Source organism: uncultured Jatrophihabitans sp. (genome assembly GCF_964246335.1).
Lineage (GTDB): Bacteria > Actinomycetota > Actinomycetes > Mycobacteriales > Jatrophihabitantaceae > Jatrophihabitans.
This window is the reverse complement of record NZ_CAXTQF010000004.1, coordinates 1-19626: the sequence shown is the minus strand read 5'-3', so window position 1 is coordinate 19626 and position 19626 is coordinate 1. Positions and strand designations below refer to the sequence as shown.

Below are 19626 nucleotides of genomic sequence, written 5' to 3'. Positions count from 1 at the left end.
GGGTGCCTGCGTCCGGTCCTAGTGGATTGCCTGCCTGGATGCGGGCAATCCACTAGGAGCGATGGGAACCACTCGATGCCCGATGCGGTCCGAGGCCCGATGCGATGCGGTCCCAGGCCTGATGCGGTCCCAGGCCCGGCGCGGTCCGACCCCGCGACAGCGAGCGTCGTCCACAGGCTGCGCATCCGCGGCGCATGACCGCACCGAACGGACGACGATCAGAGAGTGGACGTCGCGGCGGTGCTACGCGCAGTGCGTGGCGAGCGCCGGCTCAGCCAACGCCGGCTCGCGGAGGTTGCCGGCGTGCCTCGCTCGACCATAGATCGCATCGAGGCCGGCGTGACCTCACCCAAGATCGATACGTTCGACAAGGTGCTCGCCGCGGTCGGGTACGAGCTGATCGTCCAGCGACGGGGCGGCCGCAGACAGCTCGTGCTGCAGACCGATCGTGATGGATTGCGCGATCGCAGCGGACGGCACTTTCCGGCACATCTGCCCCTGATGAAGCCGAACTACTGGGGTGACGGCCTCAACTGGTGGGGGTGGCACCGCATCGCGTGGTGGAACACAGACCCCGCGGTGCCGGAGTACAGCTACTGGCACCCGCGCCGCGGTCACGCGCGACGCAACGCCCGCACCGACCTGCCGCCACCGGCGCACCCCTGGGACGACGCGACGTGACACAGCCGCGTCGGCCGCAGGGAACGGCTGCAGGTGCAGCCGGGTGGCAGGCGATCTAGTACTTGGTGATGTTGCCGGTCTGCCAGGCGGACCACGGCACGCTCCAGCCGCCGCCCTGCCACACCTGGATCTTCGGCGCTGCCTTCTTGCCGTTGATCACCACAGGGTCACCGACCATCGAGTGCTTGTAGTACCACTGGGCGTGCGACTTGCTGAGGTTCAGGCACCCGTGGGACACATCGGCGCCGTGCTCCTGCGCGTACACGGTGCTGTCCAGCTCGTGCAGGTAGATGCCGTCCACGCTGATCTTCGTCGACCAGTAGATCTTCTCGGACTTGTAACCGCCCGGGGCGTTGGCCGGCAGGCCGTAACTGTCCGAGGACATGTTCGCCGGGTTCTCGTGGGTGAGCACGGTGTAGGTGCCGTCGAGCGTGTAGAAGTTGATGTACTGGCCGTTGGCGTTCGTGCCGCCGTGCTCGCCCATCGACGTGTGCATGGTCTTGATGACCTTGCCGGCGGCGTTGTAGACCTTGACCGTGTTGACCGACTGCGGCGCGTTGTCGTCGGCGATCGTCGTCTGCTTGCGCCCGACGGTGAAGTTGGTGCTCTTGTCCTGCTGGCCGTAGAGACCCTTGCCGAGGTGCGCGCCGTACATCTTCGCGTTGATCGACACCTTCGTCCCCGCCGGCCAGTAAGCCTGCGGACGGTAGTACAGGTGATGGTCGTCGTTCCAGGCGAACGCCCCGGCGACGTGCGGCGTCGTGGTGATGGTGATGGCCTTCTGCGCGGCCAGCTTGTCGGCCGAGCTGCTGATGGCCTCGTCGAACACGAACTCCGGCAGAATGGCCACGCCGTAGGTGGCGCCCTTGCTCAGCGGGTAGTCACCGGTGCGGTCGAGCGCGACATCGACCTTGTTGTCCGGGTCGACCGTCTTGATCTGCGCGTTCTTGACGACGGACGAGCCGTCGTCGTTCTTGCCGGTGACGGCGACGTCGTAGGTCTTGCCGTAACCGAGGTCCTCGGTGTCGCGCCAGGAGGCACCGTCGGCGGCCATCGCGCCAGTGACGGCCTTCTTGGCGGAGTTGGTCATCTTCACCGCGGTGATCTTGCCGTGCGCGATGGAGACGCTCACCGGCGTGCTCGGGCTGATCCGCGTGCCGACGCCGGAGATCGTGATGACGGCGGGGTCCGCCGCGGACGACGAGTGATCAGCCGCCGCGGTCGTGCTGGCGCCGGACTTCGTCGGCGCCGCAGTGTGCTTGCCGCCGGTCGACTGGCTGCCGGTCGTGCACGCCGCCAGGGTTGCGAGCGCGCCGACTGACGCGATGATCGTCACGGCGCGTGCACGCCCCTGCGACCCTCGCTCAGTGCTGCGAACCGACTGCATCGAGACCTCCCTAGCCAACTGCTGTGCCTCCCGCCGGGTAGCCGGCTGCGCCGGCGCACCAGTGTCTCCTATGTAACGAGTATTTCGGGCGAAGCCCGGTTCACGCCGTATCACAAATTCAGGACGTTCCCAGCAAGTGATCGGTTGCCCCCGAGACCGGATCGTCACCTAATCCGACCAGCCCGGTCGAATTATGCCGAGAATCGAAGCGTCCCGCCTCCCGGTCGCAGCCCTTTCACAACCGACGGCCCTCCGGCCGCGCCGTCGACCCGGCGAGACTTAAGGGGGCATAGGCCGCGAACCGCAGGCGTCCGGGGCCCGGTGACCATCGTCTCAGCGCGTTCCCGCAGACATACCGGCCAGTACGTTGCACCATTGTTTCGTCCACATGACAAGCCCGGGGACCGGCGCGGCCGGCCTCGAGGAAAGTGAGGCGAGTTCGGCATGGCCGAGGCATCCCTGTACGGCGGCGTCACCAATCGACGGATCACCATCCGCGACCTGCAAGCAGCCAAGGAGCGCGGCGAACGCTGGCCGATGCTCACGGCCTACGACTACTCCACCGCACGCGTCTTCGACGACGCCGGGATTCCGGTGCTGCTCGTCGGGGACTCGGCGGCCAACGTCGTCTACGGCTACGACACGACCGTGCCGGTTGCCGTCGACGAGCTCCTCCCCCTCGTGCGCGGCGTCGTACGCGGCACCTCGCGCGCGCTCGTCGTCGCGGATCTGCCGTTCGGCACCTATCAGGCTTCGCCACAGCAGGCGCTCGACACCGCGGTCCGCTTCATGAAGGAAGGCGGCGCGCAAGCCGTCAAGCTCGAAGGCGGTCAGCGCATCGCCCCGCAGGTCGAGGCGCTAGTGTCCGCAGGCATCCCGGTCATGGCACACATCGGGCTCACCCCGCAGTCGGTGAACGCGTTCGGCGGTTACCGGGTGCAGGGCAGGGGCGACGAAGCCGCACACCGCCTGCTGCAGGACGCGAAGGCGCTGCAGCATGCCGGCGCGTTTGCCGTAGTCCTCGAGGTCGTGCCGGCCGAAGCCGCCGCGCAGGTCACGCGCATGCTGCACGTGCCGACCGTCGGCATCGGCGCCGGATCGGCGTGCGACGCGCAGGTGCTCGTGTGGCAGGACATGGCCGGCCTCAATGCCGGCAAGCCCGCAAAGTTCGTCAAGCAGTTCGCGGCGATCGGCGACACGCTGCGCGACGCGGCGTCGACCTTCGCCGACGAGGTGCGCTCCGGCACCTACCCGGGCGCCGAGCACAGCTACAGCTAGACGTCACGACCGCAAACAGCGGGGCCGAACCTCACCGGTTCGGCCCCGCTGTCGTGTCAGTGCGACGCAGACTCAGGACGTGGTCTTGCGCGCCGTGCTCTTGCGGGCGGTGCTCTTACGTGCGGTGGTCTTCTTCGCCGCGGTCTTGCGTGCGGTCTTCTTCGCCGCGGTCTTGCGTGCGGTCTTCTTGGCCGCGGTCTTGCGTGCGGTCTTCTTGGCAGCCGTCTTGCGCGTTGCCTTCTTCGCCGCGGTCTTGCGTGCGGTCTTCTTGGCAGCCGTCTTGCGCGTTGCCTTCTTCGCCGCGGTCTTGCGCGTTGCCTTCTTCGCCGCGGTCTTGCGTGCGGTCGTCTTGCGCGCCGCGGTCTTACGTGCGGTCTTCTTCGCGGCGGCCGACTTCTTCGCAGCCGCCTTCCTTGCCGGCGACTTCCTGGCAGCCTTCTTGGCGGCTGCCTTCTTCGCAGGTGCGGTCATTGCGGTGTGCCTCCTCGGCAACTTCGTGTCGACGTCTTCCGTCGCTCGATCAAGGTTGACGATGATCAGCCTCGCCCGTCAACACGACGCGCCGTTTTGTCACGCGACATGAAGCGCACCGCACAGAGACGCAAGACCGTCGATGCATGTACATGCGTAACGCAAACGCTTGCGCCATAACGGTTTTGCAATGCGTCACGAATGACTTGCGACAACGAAGCGCCACGCGCGCGCCGAAAACTTTTTTCCCTCGCCGGCCATACCTCAAGGTATGCAATTGCCCGCATGTCGTGTTTGTCGCGCACCGGTGCGAGCACGAAGCGCACTGGCGCCCGAGTCAGGCGACGGACGAGTCGACCTGTAAGCCGGATCCTGTTCCCGTTCATCGGCGTACCGATGTCCGAGCGACGGCCATCCATCTCGACCTGCCGTCACCGACAGGCTCTAGCGATCTACCCGCAGACTCGAGCGGGCCGCTCTCGAACGTCTGCGCGGGCCGGCGGACCGACCCTTCTTGATCTTGCTCCGGGTGGGGTTTACCTAGCCGCCGCGGTCACCCGCGACGCTGGTGGTCTCTTACACCGCCGTTTCACCCTTACCGACGCTGGCGGACCAGCGGTCGGCGGTCTGTTTTCTGTGGCACTGTCCCGCGGGTCGCCCCGGGTTGCTGTTGGCAACCACCCTGCCCTGTGGAGTCCGGACTTTCCTCGACGCCGTTGCAGCCGTAGCTGCCGCACCGCCGCGGCCGTCCGGTCGGCTCGTCCGCCGCGCATCGCATGCTACGCACGTCCGGCGGTGAAATCGCATCTCATAAGGTCGTCCGGTGCCGGGCGCGTTCGCCGACGTCGTCGCCGTCGTTCTTCTCGTCGCCGCGCTCGCGTTCGCGGTCGCGCGGCCACGCGGACTGAGCGAGGCGCTCGTCGCCGTGCCGGCAGCCGGTCTGCTCGTCGCACTCGGTGTCGAGCCCGGACGTGCGGCGCTGCGCACGCTGCGCGAGATCGGTCCCACGGTCGGCTTCCTCGCCGCCATCCTGCTGTTCGGACATCTGTGCGCCGAGGCCGGCGTCTTCGACTACCTGGCCAACCGGGCCGCGCGTGCCAGCCGCGGCTCGCCGACCCGGCTGCTGCTGCGCGCGGTCACGATGGCCGCGCTCGTCACGGCGACGCTGACGCTCGACGCGACGGTTGTGCTGGTGACGCCGGTGCTGGTCGCCACGGCGCGGCGGATGCAGATCCCGCCGCGCCCGTTCACCTACACATCGGTGCGGCTGGCGAACAGCGGCTCGTTGCTGCTGCCGGTGTCCAACCTGACCAACCTGCTGGCCTTCGGTGCCGCCGGTCTGTCGTTCGGCAGGTTCACCACGCTCATGGCGTTGCCGTGGCTGCTCGCGTGCACGCTCGAATGGGCGGCGCTGCGGGTGTTCTTCCGACGCGATCTGCGGACGCGCGCGAAGAACATCGACACGACGTTGCCGGCACCGCGCTACGCGTTGAGCGTCTTCGCCGTCACAGTCGTCCTGTTCGTCGTCACGTCCGCGACCCACGTGGCACCGGCGTGGGCCGCGGCGCTCGGGTCCGTGGCACTGCTCGTGCCGCGTGTGCTGCAGCGCGACGTGCGCCCTCTGACGATCATCGACGCCGCGTCGCCCGGGTTCTGCGCCTTCGTGCTGGCGCTGGCCGTCATCGTCAACGCGGTGACGCGACACGGCCTCGGCGCACACCTCGCGGACCTCGTGCCGTCTGGTACGTCGTTCGTCGCCCTCCTCGCCACGGCGCTGCTGGCGGCGTTGCTCGCGAACGTCGTGAACAACCTGCCGGCGACGCTGGCGTTGCTGCCGGCGGTGGCCGGTCAGCCCGCGCTGGTACTCGCAGTGCTGCTCGGCGTGAACATCGGGCCCAACCTCGCCTATCCGGGATCGCTCGCGACGCTGTTGTGGCGACGCCTGCTGCCGCACGACCTGCGCCCGCGCGCGGCCCAGTTCCACACGCTCGGCGCGGTGACCGTGCCCGTGCTGCTCGTCGTCGGCAGCGCTGCACTCTGGCTGGCGACGGTGACCGTCGGGACGTGACGACGATCGTCAGCCGCGCAGGTGGGACGTGTCGTTGACCAGCCGCACGGACGACGCACCGTCGGCGAAATAGTCGATCACCGACACCGAAGCGGTGTCGAGGTGCAGGCGGAACATGGCCTGCGGCGGGGCGTCCAGCGCGAAGCAGATGAGCGTCTTGATCGGCGTCACGTGCGTGACCACGACGACGGTCTCGTCGGTGTGGGCGGCGACGATCGCCTCGCGCCCTCGGCGCACCCTGCGGCCGAGCGCGGCGAACGACTCACCGTCCGGCGGGGCGTTGTCCTGCGACGCCGCCCACGCGTCGAACGCTGCGCCGTCTCGCGCGCGGGCCTCCGTGGCGGTCAGGCCCTCCCAGGCGCCGAAGTCGAGTTCGGCGAGGTCGTCGACGGTCTCGACAGCGAGGCCGAGTCGGTCGGCGATCAGCGACGCCGTCTGCTGCGTGCGGCGCAACGGTGAGCTGACGACGGCGCGCACCGCGCCGAAGTCGCGTACGGCGAGCGCAGCCGCCTGGCGTTCCCCCGTCTCGTCGAGCGGCAGATCGTTGCGCCCGGAGAATCTCTTGTCCGCCGAGTGCGCCGTCGCGCCGTGCCGGACGAGGACGAACCTGGTCGGCGCCCCGACAGGTGGGGACCACTGCGGCACCGGCGCCGCGCCGGTCGAGGCACGCGGTCGCTCAGCGCGCACCGGGCGACCTGCGGCACGATCCATCGCCTCGTTCGCGAGCCGGTCCGCATGTTTGTTGCGCTCACGCGGGATCCACTCGAAGGTGATGCTCTCGAACGACGCGCGCAGCTCGACAGCTCGCCGAGCAAGTTCACGCAGCGCGGAATTCTTGATCTGCCACGTGCCCTTCATCTGCTCGACGACGAGCTTCGAGTCCATCCGCACCGCGACGTATCGGGCACCCAACTCGTGCGCCGCCTCGAGGCCGGCGATCAGCCCGCTGTACTCGGCGACGTTGTTGGTCTGCTCGCCGATCGATTCGCTGCGCTCGGCGAGCAGGCCGCCGTCGGCGTCGAAGACGACAGCGCCGTAACCCGCGGGCCCGGGATTGCCCCGCGAACCGCCGTCCGCCTCGACGACGACGCGCTCGTGCGCAGCGGTCACAGACCGGACTCGGCGGTACGCACGAGGATCGCGCGGCAGTTCTCGCAGCGAAGCACCGTGTCGTCGTCGGCCCTGCGCGCGGCGGCGAGTTCGCTGCCGGACAGCTCGATGTGGCAGCCCTCGCAGCGGCGTTGGCGCAACAACGCGGCTCCGGTGCCGCTGTGCGCGCGGGCACGTTCGTAGAGCGCCATCAGATCGGTCGGGATGCCGGCCGCGATGCCTTCGCGTTCCGGCGTGCGGGCCGCGGTGGCCGCGTCGATCTCGGCGAAGGCGGCGTCGCGTCTGCGCTGCAGGTCGGTGATCTCGACATCCAGTTCATCGTGTTTGCGCTGCGCGTCGGTCAGCGCCGACTCGGCCTGCTCGGCGCGCTCCATGATCTCGAGTACGTCGTCCTCGAGGGACGACTGGCGCCGGGCGAGGGTCGCAATCTCGTGCTGCAGGCTCTCCAGCTCGCGCGAAGGCAACCCGCCGGTCTGCAGACGCGCTTCGTCGCGGGTCGTCCGCGCGCGCACCGTCTCCACGTCGGCCTCGACCCGCTTCTGGTCGGTCGCGATGTCGTCGAGCGAGGTGCGCGCGTCCACGACCTCGTCGTGCAGGGCCTGCGCCGCCGACGTGCGCTCGGCCAGCGCCGCGAGCTCGGGCAGGGACCGACGGCGGTGTGCCAACTGCTCGAGGGATGTGTCGGCGGCCTGGAGGTCGAGCAGCCGGAGCTGGGTAGCGGTGTCGGCGTTCACGTGCGGCTCGGACTCATTTCGGTGAAGGGGCGTGCAATGTCCACGGATCGGTGACCGTCCGGGAGACGTCGACGTCCACCGTAGTGCCGAATCGGGCGCGCAACGCAGCCGCCAGCGCGTCGAGCCAGGGCGCCTCGGTGGCCCAGTGCGCGGCGTCGATCAGCGCCATGCCGTCGCCGCCGCGTTCGGTGACCGCCTCGACCGCGGCATGGTGCTTGAGGTCGGCGGTGAGCAGGACATCGGCACCGGCTCGGCGTGCCTGCTCGGCCAGCGAGCCGCCCGAGCCGCCGCATACCGCGACGGAACGGACCGGCCGCTGCGGATCACCTGCGGCGCGGACACCCCACGCGGTCGCCGGTAGCCGGCGCGCAGCCGCCTCGGTGAACCCGGCCAGCGTCGTCGCCTCGGCGAGCTCGCCGACCCGCCCGGTGCCACGCGCGCTCGGTAACGGCGTCATGGGCAACACGTCGTACGCCGGTTCCTCGTACGGGTGGGCGGCGCGCATGGCCGCGAGCACGGCGGCACGGCGTCCGGTGGGCACGATCATCTCCACCCGTGACTCGGCGACCTGCTCGATGTCGCCGACGGTGCCGATCGCCGGGTGCGCGCCGTCGAGCGGACGGAACGTGCCGGTGCCGGACGTCGTCCAGGCGCAGCGGTCGTAGTCGCCGAGCCGGCCGGCGCCGGCTCTGGCGAGCGCGTCGATCATGGGCTGCTCGGCGTCGTGCGGGACGTAGACGACGAGCTTGTCCATGGGCGGATCGGTCTGCGGCGCGAGCGGGCGCAGGTCGTGCACGCCGAGCAGGGCGGCGAGCGCGTCGGACACCCCGGGCGACGCCACGTCGGCGTTCGTGTGCGCGACGAAGTGTCCGACGCCCGAGCGGATCATGCGATGCACGAGCGCGCCCTTGGGATCGTCCGCGGGCACGCCGTGCACCCCGGTCAACAGCAGCGGATGGTGCGTCAGCAGCAGTTGGGCCCCGGAGTCGACGGCTTGATCGACGGTCGTCGGCACCGCGTCGACGGCGAGCAGGACACGCCGCACCGGCTCACGGCGGTCACCGCACACCAGCCCGACCGCGTCCCATTCCTCCGCCCAATCCGGGACGAACCACGCGTCCAGGACGTCGAGCACGTCACCGATGTCGGGCACGTCGAGAACCTATCGCGCGCGGGAGTGTCAGCTGGGCGTACGGCCGGTAGCCTTGCGCCACCTTTACACGCGCAGGGGGTCTGCATGCTGTTCTTCGACGGTGGTCTCGGGCTGATCATGCTCGCCCTGTGGATCTTCTGCATCATCGACGTGATCACCACGCCGGACGGCGCGGCGCGCAACCTGCCGAAGATGGTGTGGCTGCTGATCGTCCTCATCCTCCCCGACATCGGCTCGATCGTCTGGCTGGTCGCCGGGCACCCGTGGAACTCGACCACGGCGACCCTGCCGTACAAGGGCAACCGCGGTTACGCGCCCGCACCGCGCACATCGGCGCGGGCGAGCAACCCGGATGACGACGAGGAGTTCCTCGCCAACCTGCGCCGCCGGGCCGACGAGCAGCGCCGCCGCGCCCGTGAGGCCGACGGCAGCGACTCGCCCAGCGACGAGACACCAACCTGACGAGCGAGCGCCCGCTGCGCGCACCTCAATGGAGCGGCCCGGCCGACAGGTCGAGTCCGCGCCTCTCGACGTCGACAGCGACCACCCGGGCGGCCAGGTCGGCAAGCGTCAGACGTTGCGCCGCTGCAAGAGGCTCGAGCAGGCTCTCCACGTCGTTCTCGAACTCCGCGGACACGCGCGCGGCGAGGGCCCGTCCCCGGCGGGTGAGCGCGACGTGCACCGCGCGGCCGTCGGTCGCGGAGGCGACCCGCTCGACCAGGCCGCGGCGTGCGGCGCGATCGACCAATCCGCTGACGCTGGACTTGTCCAGCTCGAGATATCCGGCCAGCTGATTCATCGTCGGCCGTCGATCGCGCAGCACGCCCAGCAACCGCGTCTGGATCATCGACAGGTCGTGTCTGGCGGCGCGGCGCTCGAGCACGCCATTGACAGCGAACGACAGCTGCGCGAGCGCATCGACGGTGCTCAACCGCTCGCGGCCTGAATCGGTCGACATGATCCAAGCCTACCTTGATTTAGTTTGTGTCACCATCTAGTTTAGTACGTGCCACGAACTAAAGGAGTAATAGAATGATGACGACGCATGCCGCGGTGGTCACCACGTTCGACCGCCCACCGCGATATCAGTCCTTCGACGTTCCGCAGCCCTCCGGCCGCGAGGAGGTCGTCGACGTGCTCGCCGCCGGCCTGCACCCTCGGGTGCGCTCCGGCGCCGCCGGGCGGCACTACACGAGTAGCGGCACCCTGCCGATGGTGCCGGGCATCGACGGCGTCGCACGCCGCCCGGACGGCCGCCTGGCGTACTTCGTGGCCGACGACGAGAAGCTCGGGTCGATGGCCGGGCAGACCGTGATCGATCCGGTTCGGTCGGTGGTGCTGCCCGACGATGTCGACATTGCGCAGGTGGCCGCGACGATGAACCCGGCCATGTCGTCCTGGGTCGCGCTGCGCCGCCGTGTGCCGCTGCAGGAGGGGCAATCGGTGCTTGTGCTCGGCGCGACCGGGAACGCGGGCACGATGGCTGTGCGGCTCGCCAAGCGGCTGGGTGCCGGCCGCGTGCTCGGCGCGGGACGCGATCGCACGCGTCTCGATGCTCTGCGCGAATGCGGCGCCGACGGCGTCGTCGCGTTGACCGACGACGTCGACGCGACGTCCCGAGCCCTTGCCGAGGCGGCGGCCGAGGTCGACGTCGTGCTCGACTACCTGTGGGCCGAACCGGCGCGGCTCGCCATGCTGGCGGTGCTGCAAGCGCGCAGCGACCGCAGCCGGGAGTTGAACTGGGTGCAGATCGGTGCCGTCGCCGGGCCGGACCTCGCGCTGCCGTCGGTGGCGCTGCGGTCGGCGAACCTGCGTCTGCAGGGCAACGGTCAGGGCGCCGTGTCGGCAGCCGGCTATCTGGCAGAGCTGCCGTCGCTGATCGATGAGATCGCCGCCGGATCGGTCGGATTCACCCTCGAGCAGGTGCCGCTGGCTGCGGTCGAGCAGGCGTGGATCCGCCCGGACCGCCCGGGCGTCCGCACCGTCTTCATTCCGTAGTCGCACGCAACCGAGCGGCGCCGGCGCTGTTGTCGCCGAACCCGCGGTTCTGGAATGCGGGCCGGGCGAGGTGAGCGTGCACCCGGCACTGCGGGCGGACTTCTTGCGGACTAGATGCGGACTGACGAAGATCCATAGGAACCGTAGTCAAGATCACCGCTGCTGCTACCTGGAGGAAGCTACAAAGTCTGCTTGCGACCAGGCGGCGTGCGGTCCGTCGTGTTGGTCGTTGGCGGAATCGGCCTCGAAGTAGTACGTGCCACCGATCAGATGGGCCTGCACGACGGTCTCGCCGACGGGGGTGTGCGAGCGGCGCGGCCCCGGGGAGCATTCATCAACAGGATGCTTGGGTCTGCCCTGCAGTCAGCAACATTCGCAAGATTGTGACGTATGCGGCCTTTTTGATTGCCGTTGAACCGGTGGACACATTCGTCCCGGATCGTCGTTGAGAGGGAGACGAGCGGCGTCAGTATGACGTCGTCTGTTCGCTCCACACGGCGCAACCACTGCCGGCCCGTTGCTGAGTTCACGGGGGACCCTTGCAGTGCAACGTCTAACCCTTCTGTTCGCGCGCGCTCATAGCGCTCCGGCCATACTCACCGCGGCGGTCGCCTCTGTCTCTGGCGCGCTGCTTGCTACCGCAAGCCCGGCCCGAGGGGCGAGCGACCCGGTACTGCCACCGGGTGCGCCAACACCGGGAATGTCGAATGCCAATGTCGTGCCCGAAGCGCCCGTCGGCGCCCCCTCCATCCGTGACGGGGCAGGTGGCGTGGACTGGTCATCGGTAGGCGTCATCGCCGTGCTGTCGGTGCTCAGCATCGTGCTGTTCGTCGTCGCGGTGACCACGTTGTCGTGGATGTTGCACGCGTGGCGCAGCCCCCAGCATCTGTCCGGGACGCGGTTTCGCGACGACAGGGGCGACTCCGACCTGCCCCAGCCGCGGCGCAGCTTCTCCCTCCTCGTCCCGGCCCGCCATGAGGAGCTCGTACTCGGCCAGACCCTGGACCGCCTCGCCGACTCCACGCACCCCCACGTCGAGGTCATCGCCATCGTCGGCGACGACGACCCCGGCACCCGTCGGGTGGCCGAGCAGGCCGCGCGTCGCCACCCTGACCGGGTCAAGGTGGTGGTCGACGACTCGGTGCCCAAGAACAAGCCCAAGGCGTTGAACACCGCGCTCGAACACTGCACCGGCGACATCGTCGGCATCTTCGACGCCGAGGACGACGTCCACCCGGAACTGCTGCGCCACGTCGACGCGCGCTTCGCTGCGACGAGCGCCGACGTCGTGCAGGGCGGCGTGCAACTGATGAACGTCCACACCAGCTGGTGGACACTGCGCAACTGCCTCGAGTACTACTTCTGGTTCCGCAGCCGGTTGCACTTTCACGCGCAGCGCGCGTTCATCCCGCTCGGCGGCAACACGGTGTTCACCCGTCGCGAGCTGCTCGTCGAGCACGGTGGCTGGGATCCCGAATGCCTGGCCGAGGACTGCGAGATCGGCGTGCGGCTGTCCAGCCACGGCGCCAAGGTCGTCGTCGCCTACGAGCCCGAAGTAGTGACCCGCGAGGAAACACCGGACACCGTGCGTTCGCTGGTCAAGCAGCGCACCCGGTGGAACCAGGGATTCCTGCAGGTGCTGCGTAAGGGCGAATGGCGCAAACTGCCGACGCGCGGGCAGCGGCTGCTCGCCCGGTACACGCTATCGATGCCGTTCCTGCAGGCCTTCACCGGCTTGCTTGTTCCGCTGTCGCTGATCACGATCTTCGCCATCAAGGTGCCTACCGGCATCGCGCTGTTGACCCTGCTGCCGATCGCTCCGACAGTCCTGACCGTGGCGATGGAGATGGTCGCGTACGGCGACTTCTGCCGCACCTACGGCACCCGTGCCCGCCTGCGGGACTATCTGTACCTCATCCTCGGCGCGGTCCCCTACCAGCTCATCCTGGCGTTCGCTGCGGCCCGCGCCGTCGTGCGGCAGGTACGCGGACAGGGGTCGTGGGAGAAGACCGCACACTCCAACCTGCACCGCGAGCCCGCGCCGCGCGAGCTCGCCACCTTCGGGACGGAGGCCGCCTGATGACCGCGAACGTCGAGATCGCCAGAGTCGGCCCGGGGGTCACTCGGCCGCATAGGCAAGCACGTCTGCGCGGCAGGCTGCGCGCCCACCGTGCCAGCCTGCTCGTTCTGACGCCGCTGCTCTTGCTCTCCGGCGTCGTGCAGGCACTGAACATGGCGCGGTACCCGGTACGCATCGACGACGAAGGCACCTACGTCGCGCAGGCCTATGCCGTGCAGACCTTTGGAACGCTCAGTCACTACACGTACTGGTACGACCATCCGCCGCTCGGCTGGCTGCAGTTGGCCGTCTACACGTGGTCGACTGACGCCTTCGGCCGCTACTCGAACAATGCGGTGCTCGCCGGGCGGGAGGCGATGCTCGTCGTCCAACTGGCCAGCTGCGTCCTGCTGTGGGCGCTGTGTCGCCGCCTATTGATGGCCCGTTGGACGTCCGGGCTCGCGGTGTTGCTCTTCTCGCTGTCGCCACTGGCCATCCAGTTCCACCGGACGGTCTACCTGGACAACATCGCGACGCCGTGGTTGATCGCCTCGTTTGTGCTCGCGTTGACGCCCCAGAAGCGGCTCTCCGCGTTCGTCGGCTCCGCGCTGTGTTTCTCCGTCGCGGTGCTGTCGAAGGAGACGTCGATTCTGGTGCTGCCCGCGCTCGCGGTCCTGCTGTGGAGGGGGACGCGCAACAGCGGTAGCCGGCGATACGCGTTGACGCTCGCTGCGGTCACCTTCGTGCTAGCCACCTCGACCTACGGGCTCTACGCCCTGGTCAAGGGCGAGTTCTTGCCCGGTCCGGGGCACGTCAGTCTGTGGACCGGCGTCAAGTTCCAACTGTTCAGCCGGCCTGCGAGTGGCAGCGTGCTGACACCCGGCACGCTCGGCTACGACCATCTACACGAGTGGCTGAACCTGGATCCCGTACTGCCGACGCTCGCGGTGTCGGCAACCGTCATCGGCCTGTTCATGCGACGCATCCGTCCGGTAGCGATCGGCTTCGCGCTGCTGGTGCTGATCGTCTTCAAGCCGGGTTACCTACCGGTGCCGTTCGCGATCGCACTACTGCCCTTAGCCGCGGTCGTCGTGGCCGGAGTGGCCGACGTCGCGGCGCACTGGCGGCCCGCACGCTGGAAGGTCGAGGCGCGCACGCTGCGCCACCGCGTCGGGCCGGTGACCCCGGTCGTTGCCGTGGTCGTTGTCGCTGCACTGGTGGCCGGCGCACTCACCTGGCTGCCGAAACTGCGCGGTGAGCTGCGGTCGAATCCCGACGCGCCAGTCGCGGCGTCGGAGCGCTGGATCGAGCACAACATTCCCAAGACGGCCCGCATGGCGGTCGACGATGCGTACTGGGTGGACCTCGTGCGCGCCGGCTTTCCGCGTCAGAACGTCGTCTGGTACTACAAGATCGACACCGACCCTGCAGTGGAAAAACTGTCCCCGGCCGGCTGGCGCGACTACAGCTACGTCGTGTTGACGCAGTCGGTGCGCAGCGACCCCCAAGGGCTTGCCTCATTGAACAAGGCGGTCTCGTCCTCGGTGGAGGTGGCCCGTTTCGGTACCGGTCTGACCGCGGTAGACATACGCAGGGTGCTGTCCGGTGGCGTCGCCCAGGTGCCGCGGCTGCGACGCGCCGATGCTGTCGAGCGGCTCAGCGCCGGCACCGCGCTCGGCCGCAATCCGGCGCTGCGCATCCAGGGTCAAGCCCGTGCCGAGTTGCTCGGCGGGCATCTGGATATGCGTGCCGCGACCACGCTTGCCCAGCTCACGCGGACCGGACCGATCACGGTCGACAAGCTGCCCGAGGATCCGGCCGAGACCGCCGCCGGCCTGGCCGTGCGAAGCATGATCGTGCGCGGCACGACGCCGACGACGGTGCGTGCCGTCATCGCCGGCCTACCGGCCACCGACGGTCGCGCCGTCGTGCGCACCAAGTCGAAGGGGACGGTGCAGGTCACCTGGCCCCTGGCACCCGTCCCCGCAGGTTCGGACTACTGACACCTGCCCCCGATCGACCGCAGGACGCCGGCGAACAACGGCCGGTCACCGCTTCGCCCACCATCTCTGTGGAGGAATCATGCTCAAGTCTGCCCGAAACGCCCACCGGGCTCGTCGCGCCGGCGGTGTCGCCGCATCTGCCGCAGCGCTGATCGGCGTCGGCTTGCTGGGACCGGCCGTCGCAGCCGCGTCAGCGGCGCAAGCCGCGCCCGGCCAACCGGCGACGATCCGCGTCGCCCACCTGTCTCCCGATATGCCAGGCGTCGACATCACCATCACCTCATTCAACGGCACAGTCACCAGCTATCTCGACGACGCGAAGTACGGCGACGTCGGCAAGTACAAGCAGGTTCCCGCCGGCTCGTACACCTTCTCGATCCGGCGACACGGCGCGGCGGCGACCAGTCCCGCACTACAGACGTGGAGCGTCACCGCACAGCCCGGGTACGCCTACACCGCAGCCGAGATCGGCACCGGCAGCACGCATCGCGGCGTGGTGTTCAACGACAACCTGACCCCGCCGAAGAGCGGGTACGGCAATGTGCGACTGATCCAGGCCGCGAGCCGGGCGGGTGACGCGGACGTCGCGACACAGAACGGACCCGTCGTCGCGCGCGGTGCCGCCTTCGGCACCAGCACGAAGTACGCGGCCGTGAAGGCGGGCACGTGGCGGCTGCAGGCCACCGGCGGTGGTAACACGACCGACCGGGACGTCTCCATCCGCGCGGGCAGTGTCACGACGGTGTTCCTGCTCGATGCACCCGAGCACGGCATCCGGGTGATCGACTCGGTGGACGCTGCGGCAGCTGCCAAGACGCCGACCGGCTCCGTCGACGCAGGTGGTGGTGGACTGGCAGGTTCGCACCAGGCGCAGCCCTCAGGCGGCGGGCTACGTGACGCACTGCTCGGCGCGTTGGCCGCCGTCGTGCTCGCGGGCGCAGGAGTGGCGGGACGGCGGCGCGCCGCCGCACGCCCCTCGTGACCCTTGACGTCCGAGGACAATTACATGATCGACCTGGCCGCCGGCCACCGTCGCGAAAACGCCTCATCGTCGCGGCGGCCGTGCTTGGCGTCGTCGCCGTGGCTGTCACCGTGCTGCTGCCCCCCTCGTCCGTTCCGACGACCCGCCCCGCAACCGCCCTGGACGGCACCACCCGCGCCCGAGCCGAGTCGTTCCTGCACGACTGGGTCAACCAGGACGGGCGGGTCGTACGTCGCGACCAGGGCGGGGACACGGTCAGCGAGGGCCAGGCCTACGGCATGCTGCTGGCACTGGCGCTCGGCGACCACGCCCGATTCGATGCGATCTGGACGTGGACGCGTACTCACCTGCAGCGCCCCGACGGCTCGCTGGCCTGGATCTGGCGCGACGGGGCGGTAAGGGACCCGCAGCCGGCCGCCGACGCGGACGCCGACACCGCCACGGCCCTGTTAGGTGCCGGAGCGACCTGGCACGACGACGCGCTGCGCCGCCAGGGGATGCGCGTCAGCACCGCGCTGCTGCAGTCCTCGACGGTTGCCTCCGCGCCGGGACGCCTGCTTGCGGGCGGTCCGTGGGCCGTCCGCCGCGGCAACGGCCCCGCCAACGTCGATCCGGACTACCTCGTCGCCGGCACCGCCAGCGCTTTCGCCGCGGCCACCGGCGAGGCCGGCTGGCGCGCGGTCGCGACCGGCACCAGCGACATGCAACGCGCCCTTCTGCGTGCCACTGCGCTCCCACCGGACTGGGTGAGCGCTCCGGCGTCGGGCGGCGTGGCTGCAGTGCGCCCGAGCGGTGCCCCGGGCACGTCCGAGGCTCCGCAGTACGGACTCTCGGCGCCGCGCCTATTCATCCGACTCGCCGCCTCGTGCAGCGCGACCGACCGCGCACTCGCGGCGCACGCGAGCACCGCCGCAATGCGGCCCAACGCCGTAGCGATCCGCACGCTAAGCGACTCGGACGTCGTGAGCTGGCACAACCCCATCACCGCTGTCGGCGCCGCCGCGATCGACACCGCGCGCGGTGACAGCCCAGCCGCCGGCCGCGCCCTCGACGCGGCCGCCGCACAGAACAAGCAGTCCCCTACTTACTACGGAGCGGCCTGGCTCGCGCTCGGCTCCGTGCTGTTGCGCAGCAACCGACTGGGCAGTTGCGCCGGGGAGCGGACATGATGCGCTACGCGACCCATTCCCGTCTGCGGGTCGCTCGGCGCATGGTGGGGCTGCCCGTCGGCGTCGGTATCGCCGCTGCCGTTGCCCTGACTGCCTGCAGCGGCGCCGGTTCCGCACACCGCGCCGCATCGCCACCGGCCCGCTCCGCGCACGCCACGTCGTCCGCTGCAACCTCGTCGCCCGTCCGGGCAGGCGCTGGCGGACCGACCGCGCCCGCGGCAGCAGACCCTGCCGGCACGCAACCGATCCGCATTCGGATCCCGTCCATCGACGTCGACTCCGGCCTGCAATCACTGCACATCACGTCGTCGAAGGAATTGCAGACGCCGAGCCAGTGGCAACGCGCCGGTTGGTACGCCGACGGTGTGCGGCCCGGCGACACCGGACCTGCGGTCATCGCCGGCCACATTGACTCGGTGAACGGCCCGGCCGTCTTCGCGCGGCTCACCGACCTCAAGACCGGTGCGATCGTGCTGATCACCCGCGCCGATCATGCCGTACTGCGTTTCGTCGTCGACCGAAACCAGCGGTATCCGAAAAAGCATTTCCCGACCGAGGCCGTCTACGGGCCGTCGTCACTTCCACTTCTGAGGCTGATCACCTGCACCGGGAAGTTCGACGAACACGCGCGCAGCTACCTCGACAACCTCGTCGTCACAACCCATCTGGAGGGCTCATGACTACCCACCTTCGCGAGGACGGCGTGCTCGTCGTGCTGCCGACCTACAACGAACTCGAATCGCTGGCGAGCACGGTGCACCGGCTGCGCGCCAGCCTGCCCGCAGCGTCCGTCCTCGTCGTCGATGATGCGAGCCCGGACGGCACCGGCGAACTCGCCGACGAACTCGCCGCAGCCGACCACAAGATCACCGTCCTTCATCGCCGAGCCAAGGACGGGCTGGCAGCTGCCTATCTCGCAGGGTTCGAAGTCGGACTCGACCGCGACTTTGCCGTCGTCGTCGAGATGGACGCCGACGGATCACACGCACCTGAGCAGCTCCCCCGCCTGCTCGCGGCGCTCGAGACAGCCGACGTCGTACTCGGCTCGCGTTACGTGGCCGGCGGCGGTGTCGTCGATTGGCCGCGCCGGCGTGAACTGCTGTCGCGCATCGGCAACCTGTACGTCCGCCGCGCGCTCGGCACCCGGTTGCGCGACGCGACGGGCGGTTACCGGGCGTACCGCGCCGCCGCGCTCCGCGCGATCACCGCGGCGGGTGTCGATTCGCGTGGCTACTGCTTCCAGATCGACCTTGCGCATCGCGCCGAACGCGCCGGCTACACCGTCGTAGAAGTGCCCATCACCTTCGCCGAGCGACAATTCGGGGTCAGCAAGATGAGCGGCGACGTCGTGCGCGAGGCGCTCGCACAGGTCACCAGGTGGGGTATCCACTCGCGACGCGAGCGTGCCGCAACCCGAGGCCGGACGCACGGTGTGCTCGCCGCTGGCCCTGGTGTGGCACCAGCCGGTTCGTGGCAACGATGAATACACCGGTGCGGCTGCTCGTGCGGGAAGGTCTGGCTTTCAGCGGGGTCGGCGCCGCTGCCTTCGTAGTGCAGCTCGCAGTGCTCAACCTGCTCGTCCACCGCGGCATAGGACCGTTGGGGGCCAACGCGACGGCGATGGTCGTCTCCTGCGCGGTCGCCTACGCGGGTAACCGCTGGCTGTCGTTTCGGCACCGCCGTCGAGAACATCTTTACCGTGAAGCTGTTGCCTTCGTCCTCGTCAACGCCATCACACTCGTCATCGGTGAGCTCGTTCTCGCCACCGCCTATCTTGGTCACGCTCAGCGTGATCCGGCGCTCGTCAATGTTCTGAGCATTGTCGGTATCGGACTCGGCACCATGATGCGCTTCTGGGCTTACCGGAGTTTCGTGTTCACCGAGCCCGCCGTGAGCAGCAGCGTCGGCGCTTCGACAACCCCTACCGCTGCCGATGGCGCCGTCGCCCTTGCCGTCGCCGAAACCTAAGAGATGAGCCTGGCGCGCCTACGTTGCGTCGCGTAGACGCGTCCAATCCGGCGCTCGGCACCGAGCTTCCGCGCCTCATCAAGCCGTCGCAGGTATCTGACTACCAGCGAGTTAGAGGCGCTGGCGGATGCCGCTGGGCCGACCGCGTGTTCACGACGCGCACCGGAGCTCCGTTGCGCAACCGCAACGCGCGCGTGACTGGTTCAATCATGCGGCGGAGACGATCGGCGAAGCGGGGCTCACCCGCACGAACTGCGGCACACCGCTGCCTCGCTCGTGGTCAGTGCCGGCGCCCACGTCAAGGCCGTCCAAGCGATGCGCGGGCATGCCTCGGCGGTGATGACGCCAGACACCTACGCCGACCTCTTCGACGACGACTTGGACGCCGTGGCCGACCGTCTGACGCCGTGGTTCATCGCTCACGGACTTTCTGCGGATCACTGGGTACATCGCGACGCTGCCGTGCGCAGCCCAGCTTTCGGTGCCCCAGTAGTTACGGGGCCTGCAAGGGGTGGGCGTTACTGGGATCGAACCAGTGACCGCTCGGGTGTAAACCGAGTGCTCT

18 protein-coding genes, 1 other RNA gene and 1 pseudogene are annotated in these 19626 nt (G+C 69.1%); 13 read left to right on the top strand and 7 right to left on the bottom strand.

What is annotated here, in order from left to right; translation table 11 throughout:
* Window positions 1-225: 225 nt before the first annotated feature.
* The gene (locus tag ACFFCN_RS02115; RefSeq protein ID WP_375489250.1) at window positions 226-681 is read left to right on the top strand and encodes a helix-turn-helix domain-containing protein; all 456 of its coding nucleotides are present in this window, start codon (window positions 226-228) and stop codon (window positions 679-681) included.
* Window positions 682-736: 55 nt separating this feature from the next.
* Here the strand turns inward: ACFFCN_RS02115 and ACFFCN_RS02110 are convergent, their stop codons facing one another.
* Entirely contained in the window at window positions 737-2017 is a 1281-nt protein-coding gene (locus tag ACFFCN_RS02110; protein ID WP_375489248.1) for an Ig-like domain-containing protein, read from the bottom strand.
* A gap of 495 nt (window positions 2018-2512) precedes the next feature.
* Between ACFFCN_RS02110 and panB the strand changes: the two genes are divergently transcribed.
* The gene (panB, locus tag ACFFCN_RS02105) at window positions 2513-3346 is read left to right on the top strand and encodes a 3-methyl-2-oxobutanoate hydroxymethyltransferase (RefSeq protein ID WP_375489246.1); all 834 of its coding nucleotides are present in this window, start codon (window positions 2513-2515) and stop codon (window positions 3344-3346) included.
* Between the two features lie 72 nt (window positions 3347-3418).
* On the opposite strand, the gene ACFFCN_RS02100 is transcribed toward panB, so the two are convergent.
* Window positions 3419-3817: a histone H1-like repetitive region-containing protein gene (locus tag ACFFCN_RS02100; protein WP_375489244.1), complete on the bottom strand. Its 399-nt coding sequence runs from the start codon at window positions 3815-3817 to the stop codon at window positions 3419-3421.
* Window positions 3818-4162: 345 nt separating this feature from the next.
* An RNA gene (gene rnpB / locus ACFFCN_RS02095) (RNase P RNA component class A) lies at window positions 4163-4578 on the bottom strand.
* A gap of 62 nt (window positions 4579-4640) precedes the next feature.
* Between rnpB and ACFFCN_RS02090 the strand changes: the two genes are divergently transcribed.
* Window positions 4641-5885 (top strand): SLC13 family permease, encoded by a 1245-nt coding sequence (locus ACFFCN_RS02090; protein ID WP_375489242.1) that lies wholly within the window; start codon window positions 4641-4643, stop codon window positions 5883-5885.
* 9 nt (window positions 5886-5894) lie between these two features.
* Here the strand turns inward: ACFFCN_RS02090 and ACFFCN_RS02085 are convergent, their stop codons facing one another.
* The 3 genes from ACFFCN_RS02085 to ACFFCN_RS02075 are packed head-to-tail and all read right to left on the bottom strand — an operon-like array spanning window position 5895 to window position 8882.
* A complete protein-coding gene (locus tag ACFFCN_RS02085) occupies window positions 5895-6995 on the bottom strand; it encodes a bifunctional RNase H/acid phosphatase (RefSeq protein WP_375489240.1) in 1101 nt (366 codons plus the stop codon).
* A complete protein-coding gene (locus ACFFCN_RS02080; protein ID WP_375489238.1) occupies window positions 6992-7729 on the bottom strand; it encodes a zinc ribbon domain-containing protein in 738 nt (245 codons plus the stop codon). Before ACFFCN_RS02080 ends, ACFFCN_RS02085 begins: the two co-directional genes overlap by 4 nt.
* Before the next feature lie 13 nt (window positions 7730-7742).
* On the bottom strand, window positions 7743-8882 hold the full coding sequence (locus tag ACFFCN_RS02075; RefSeq protein WP_375489236.1) for a Nif3-like dinuclear metal center hexameric protein: 1140 nt from the start codon (window positions 8880-8882) through the stop codon (window positions 7743-7745).
* A gap of 84 nt (window positions 8883-8966) precedes the next feature.
* Between ACFFCN_RS02075 and ACFFCN_RS02070 the strand changes: the two genes are divergently transcribed.
* A complete protein-coding gene (locus tag ACFFCN_RS02070; RefSeq protein WP_375489234.1) occupies window positions 8967-9344 on the top strand; it encodes a PLDc N-terminal domain-containing protein in 378 nt (125 codons plus the stop codon).
* A 25-nt stretch (window positions 9345-9369) separates the two neighbouring features.
* Here the strand turns inward: ACFFCN_RS02070 and ACFFCN_RS02065 are convergent, their stop codons facing one another.
* On the bottom strand, window positions 9370-9840 hold the full coding sequence (locus ACFFCN_RS02065) for a MarR family winged helix-turn-helix transcriptional regulator (protein WP_375489232.1): 471 nt from the start codon (window positions 9838-9840) through the stop codon (window positions 9370-9372).
* A gap of 77 nt (window positions 9841-9917) precedes the next feature.
* Here ACFFCN_RS02065 and ACFFCN_RS02060 point away from each other — a divergent pair, with 77 nt between their 5' ends.
* The 9 genes and pseudogenes from ACFFCN_RS02060 to ACFFCN_RS02020 form a co-directional block, all read left to right on the top strand.
* A complete protein-coding gene (locus ACFFCN_RS02060; RefSeq protein ID WP_375489427.1) occupies window positions 9918-10880 on the top strand; it encodes a zinc-binding dehydrogenase in 963 nt (320 codons plus the stop codon).
* 769 nt (window positions 10881-11649) lie between these two features.
* The gene (locus tag ACFFCN_RS02055) at window positions 11650-12960 is read left to right on the top strand and encodes a glycosyltransferase (protein WP_375489230.1); all 1311 of its coding nucleotides are present in this window, start codon (window positions 11650-11652) and stop codon (window positions 12958-12960) included.
* Complete coding sequence (locus ACFFCN_RS02050) at window positions 12960-14942, top strand: ArnT family glycosyltransferase (RefSeq protein ID WP_375489228.1); 1983 nt, start codon at window positions 12960-12962, stop codon at window positions 14940-14942. The genes ACFFCN_RS02055 and ACFFCN_RS02050 overlap by 1 nt, the downstream gene beginning before the upstream one ends.
* A gap of 79 nt (window positions 14943-15021) precedes the next feature.
* On the top strand, window positions 15022-15924 hold the full coding sequence (locus ACFFCN_RS02045; RefSeq protein ID WP_375489226.1) for a DUF4397 domain-containing protein: 903 nt from the start codon (window positions 15022-15024) through the stop codon (window positions 15922-15924).
* A gap of 98 nt (window positions 15925-16022) precedes the next feature.
* Window positions 16023-17093 (top strand): glycosyl hydrolase family 8, encoded by a 1071-nt coding sequence (locus tag ACFFCN_RS02040; RefSeq protein WP_375489224.1) that lies wholly within the window; start codon window positions 16023-16025, stop codon window positions 17091-17093.
* Window positions 17090-17773 carry a class F sortase gene (locus ACFFCN_RS02035; RefSeq protein ID WP_375489222.1) on the top strand — a complete coding sequence of 228 codons (684 nt, stop codon included), beginning with the start codon at window positions 17090-17092 and terminating at the stop codon, window positions 17771-17773. The genes ACFFCN_RS02040 and ACFFCN_RS02035 overlap by 4 nt, the downstream gene beginning before the upstream one ends.
* Window positions 17770-18576 (top strand): polyprenol monophosphomannose synthase, encoded by an 807-nt coding sequence (locus ACFFCN_RS02030; RefSeq protein ID WP_375489221.1) that lies wholly within the window; start codon window positions 17770-17772, stop codon window positions 18574-18576. Before ACFFCN_RS02035 ends, ACFFCN_RS02030 begins: the two co-directional genes overlap by 4 nt.
* Before the next feature lie 8 nt (window positions 18577-18584).
* Window positions 18585-19061 carry a GtrA family protein gene (locus ACFFCN_RS02025; protein ID WP_375489219.1) on the top strand — a complete coding sequence of 159 codons (477 nt, stop codon included), beginning with the start codon at window positions 18585-18587 and terminating at the stop codon, window positions 19059-19061.
* Window positions 19062-19304: 243 nt separating this feature from the next.
* Window positions 19305-19463, top strand: a pseudogene (locus ACFFCN_RS02020) (tyrosine-type recombinase/integrase); the annotation flags it as partial.
* Between the last annotated feature and the right edge of the window lie 163 nt (window positions 19464-19626).

Excerpts from the sequence above, each read along its gene's own strand:
- panB (WP_375489246.1), top strand. The coding sequence starts at position 2,513 with ATGGCCGAGGCATCCCTGTACGGCGGCGTCACCAATCGACGGATCACC.
- ACFFCN_RS02030 (WP_375489221.1), top strand. The coding sequence starts at position 17,770 with ATGACTACCCACCTTCGCGAGGACGGCGTGCTCGTCGTGCTGCCGACC.
- ACFFCN_RS02065 (WP_375489232.1), bottom strand. The coding sequence starts at position 9,840 with ATGTCGACCGATTCAGGCCGCGAGCGGTTGAGCACCGTCGATGCGCTC.
- ACFFCN_RS02100 (WP_375489244.1), bottom strand. The coding sequence starts at position 3,817 with ATGACCGCACCTGCGAAGAAGGCAGCCGCCAAGAAGGCTGCCAGGAAG.
- ACFFCN_RS02060 (WP_375489427.1), top strand. The coding sequence starts at position 9,918 with ATGACGACGCATGCCGCGGTGGTCACCACGTTCGACCGCCCACCGCGA.
- ACFFCN_RS02070 (WP_375489234.1), top strand. The coding sequence starts at position 8,967 with ATGCTGTTCTTCGACGGTGGTCTCGGGCTGATCATGCTCGCCCTGTGG.
- ACFFCN_RS02050 (WP_375489228.1), top strand. The coding sequence starts at position 12,960 with ATGACCGCGAACGTCGAGATCGCCAGAGTCGGCCCGGGGGTCACTCGG.
- ACFFCN_RS02045 (WP_375489226.1), top strand. The coding sequence starts at position 15,022 with ATGCTCAAGTCTGCCCGAAACGCCCACCGGGCTCGTCGCGCCGGCGGT.
- ACFFCN_RS02035 (WP_375489222.1), top strand. The coding sequence starts at position 17,090 with ATGATGCGCTACGCGACCCATTCCCGTCTGCGGGTCGCTCGGCGCATG.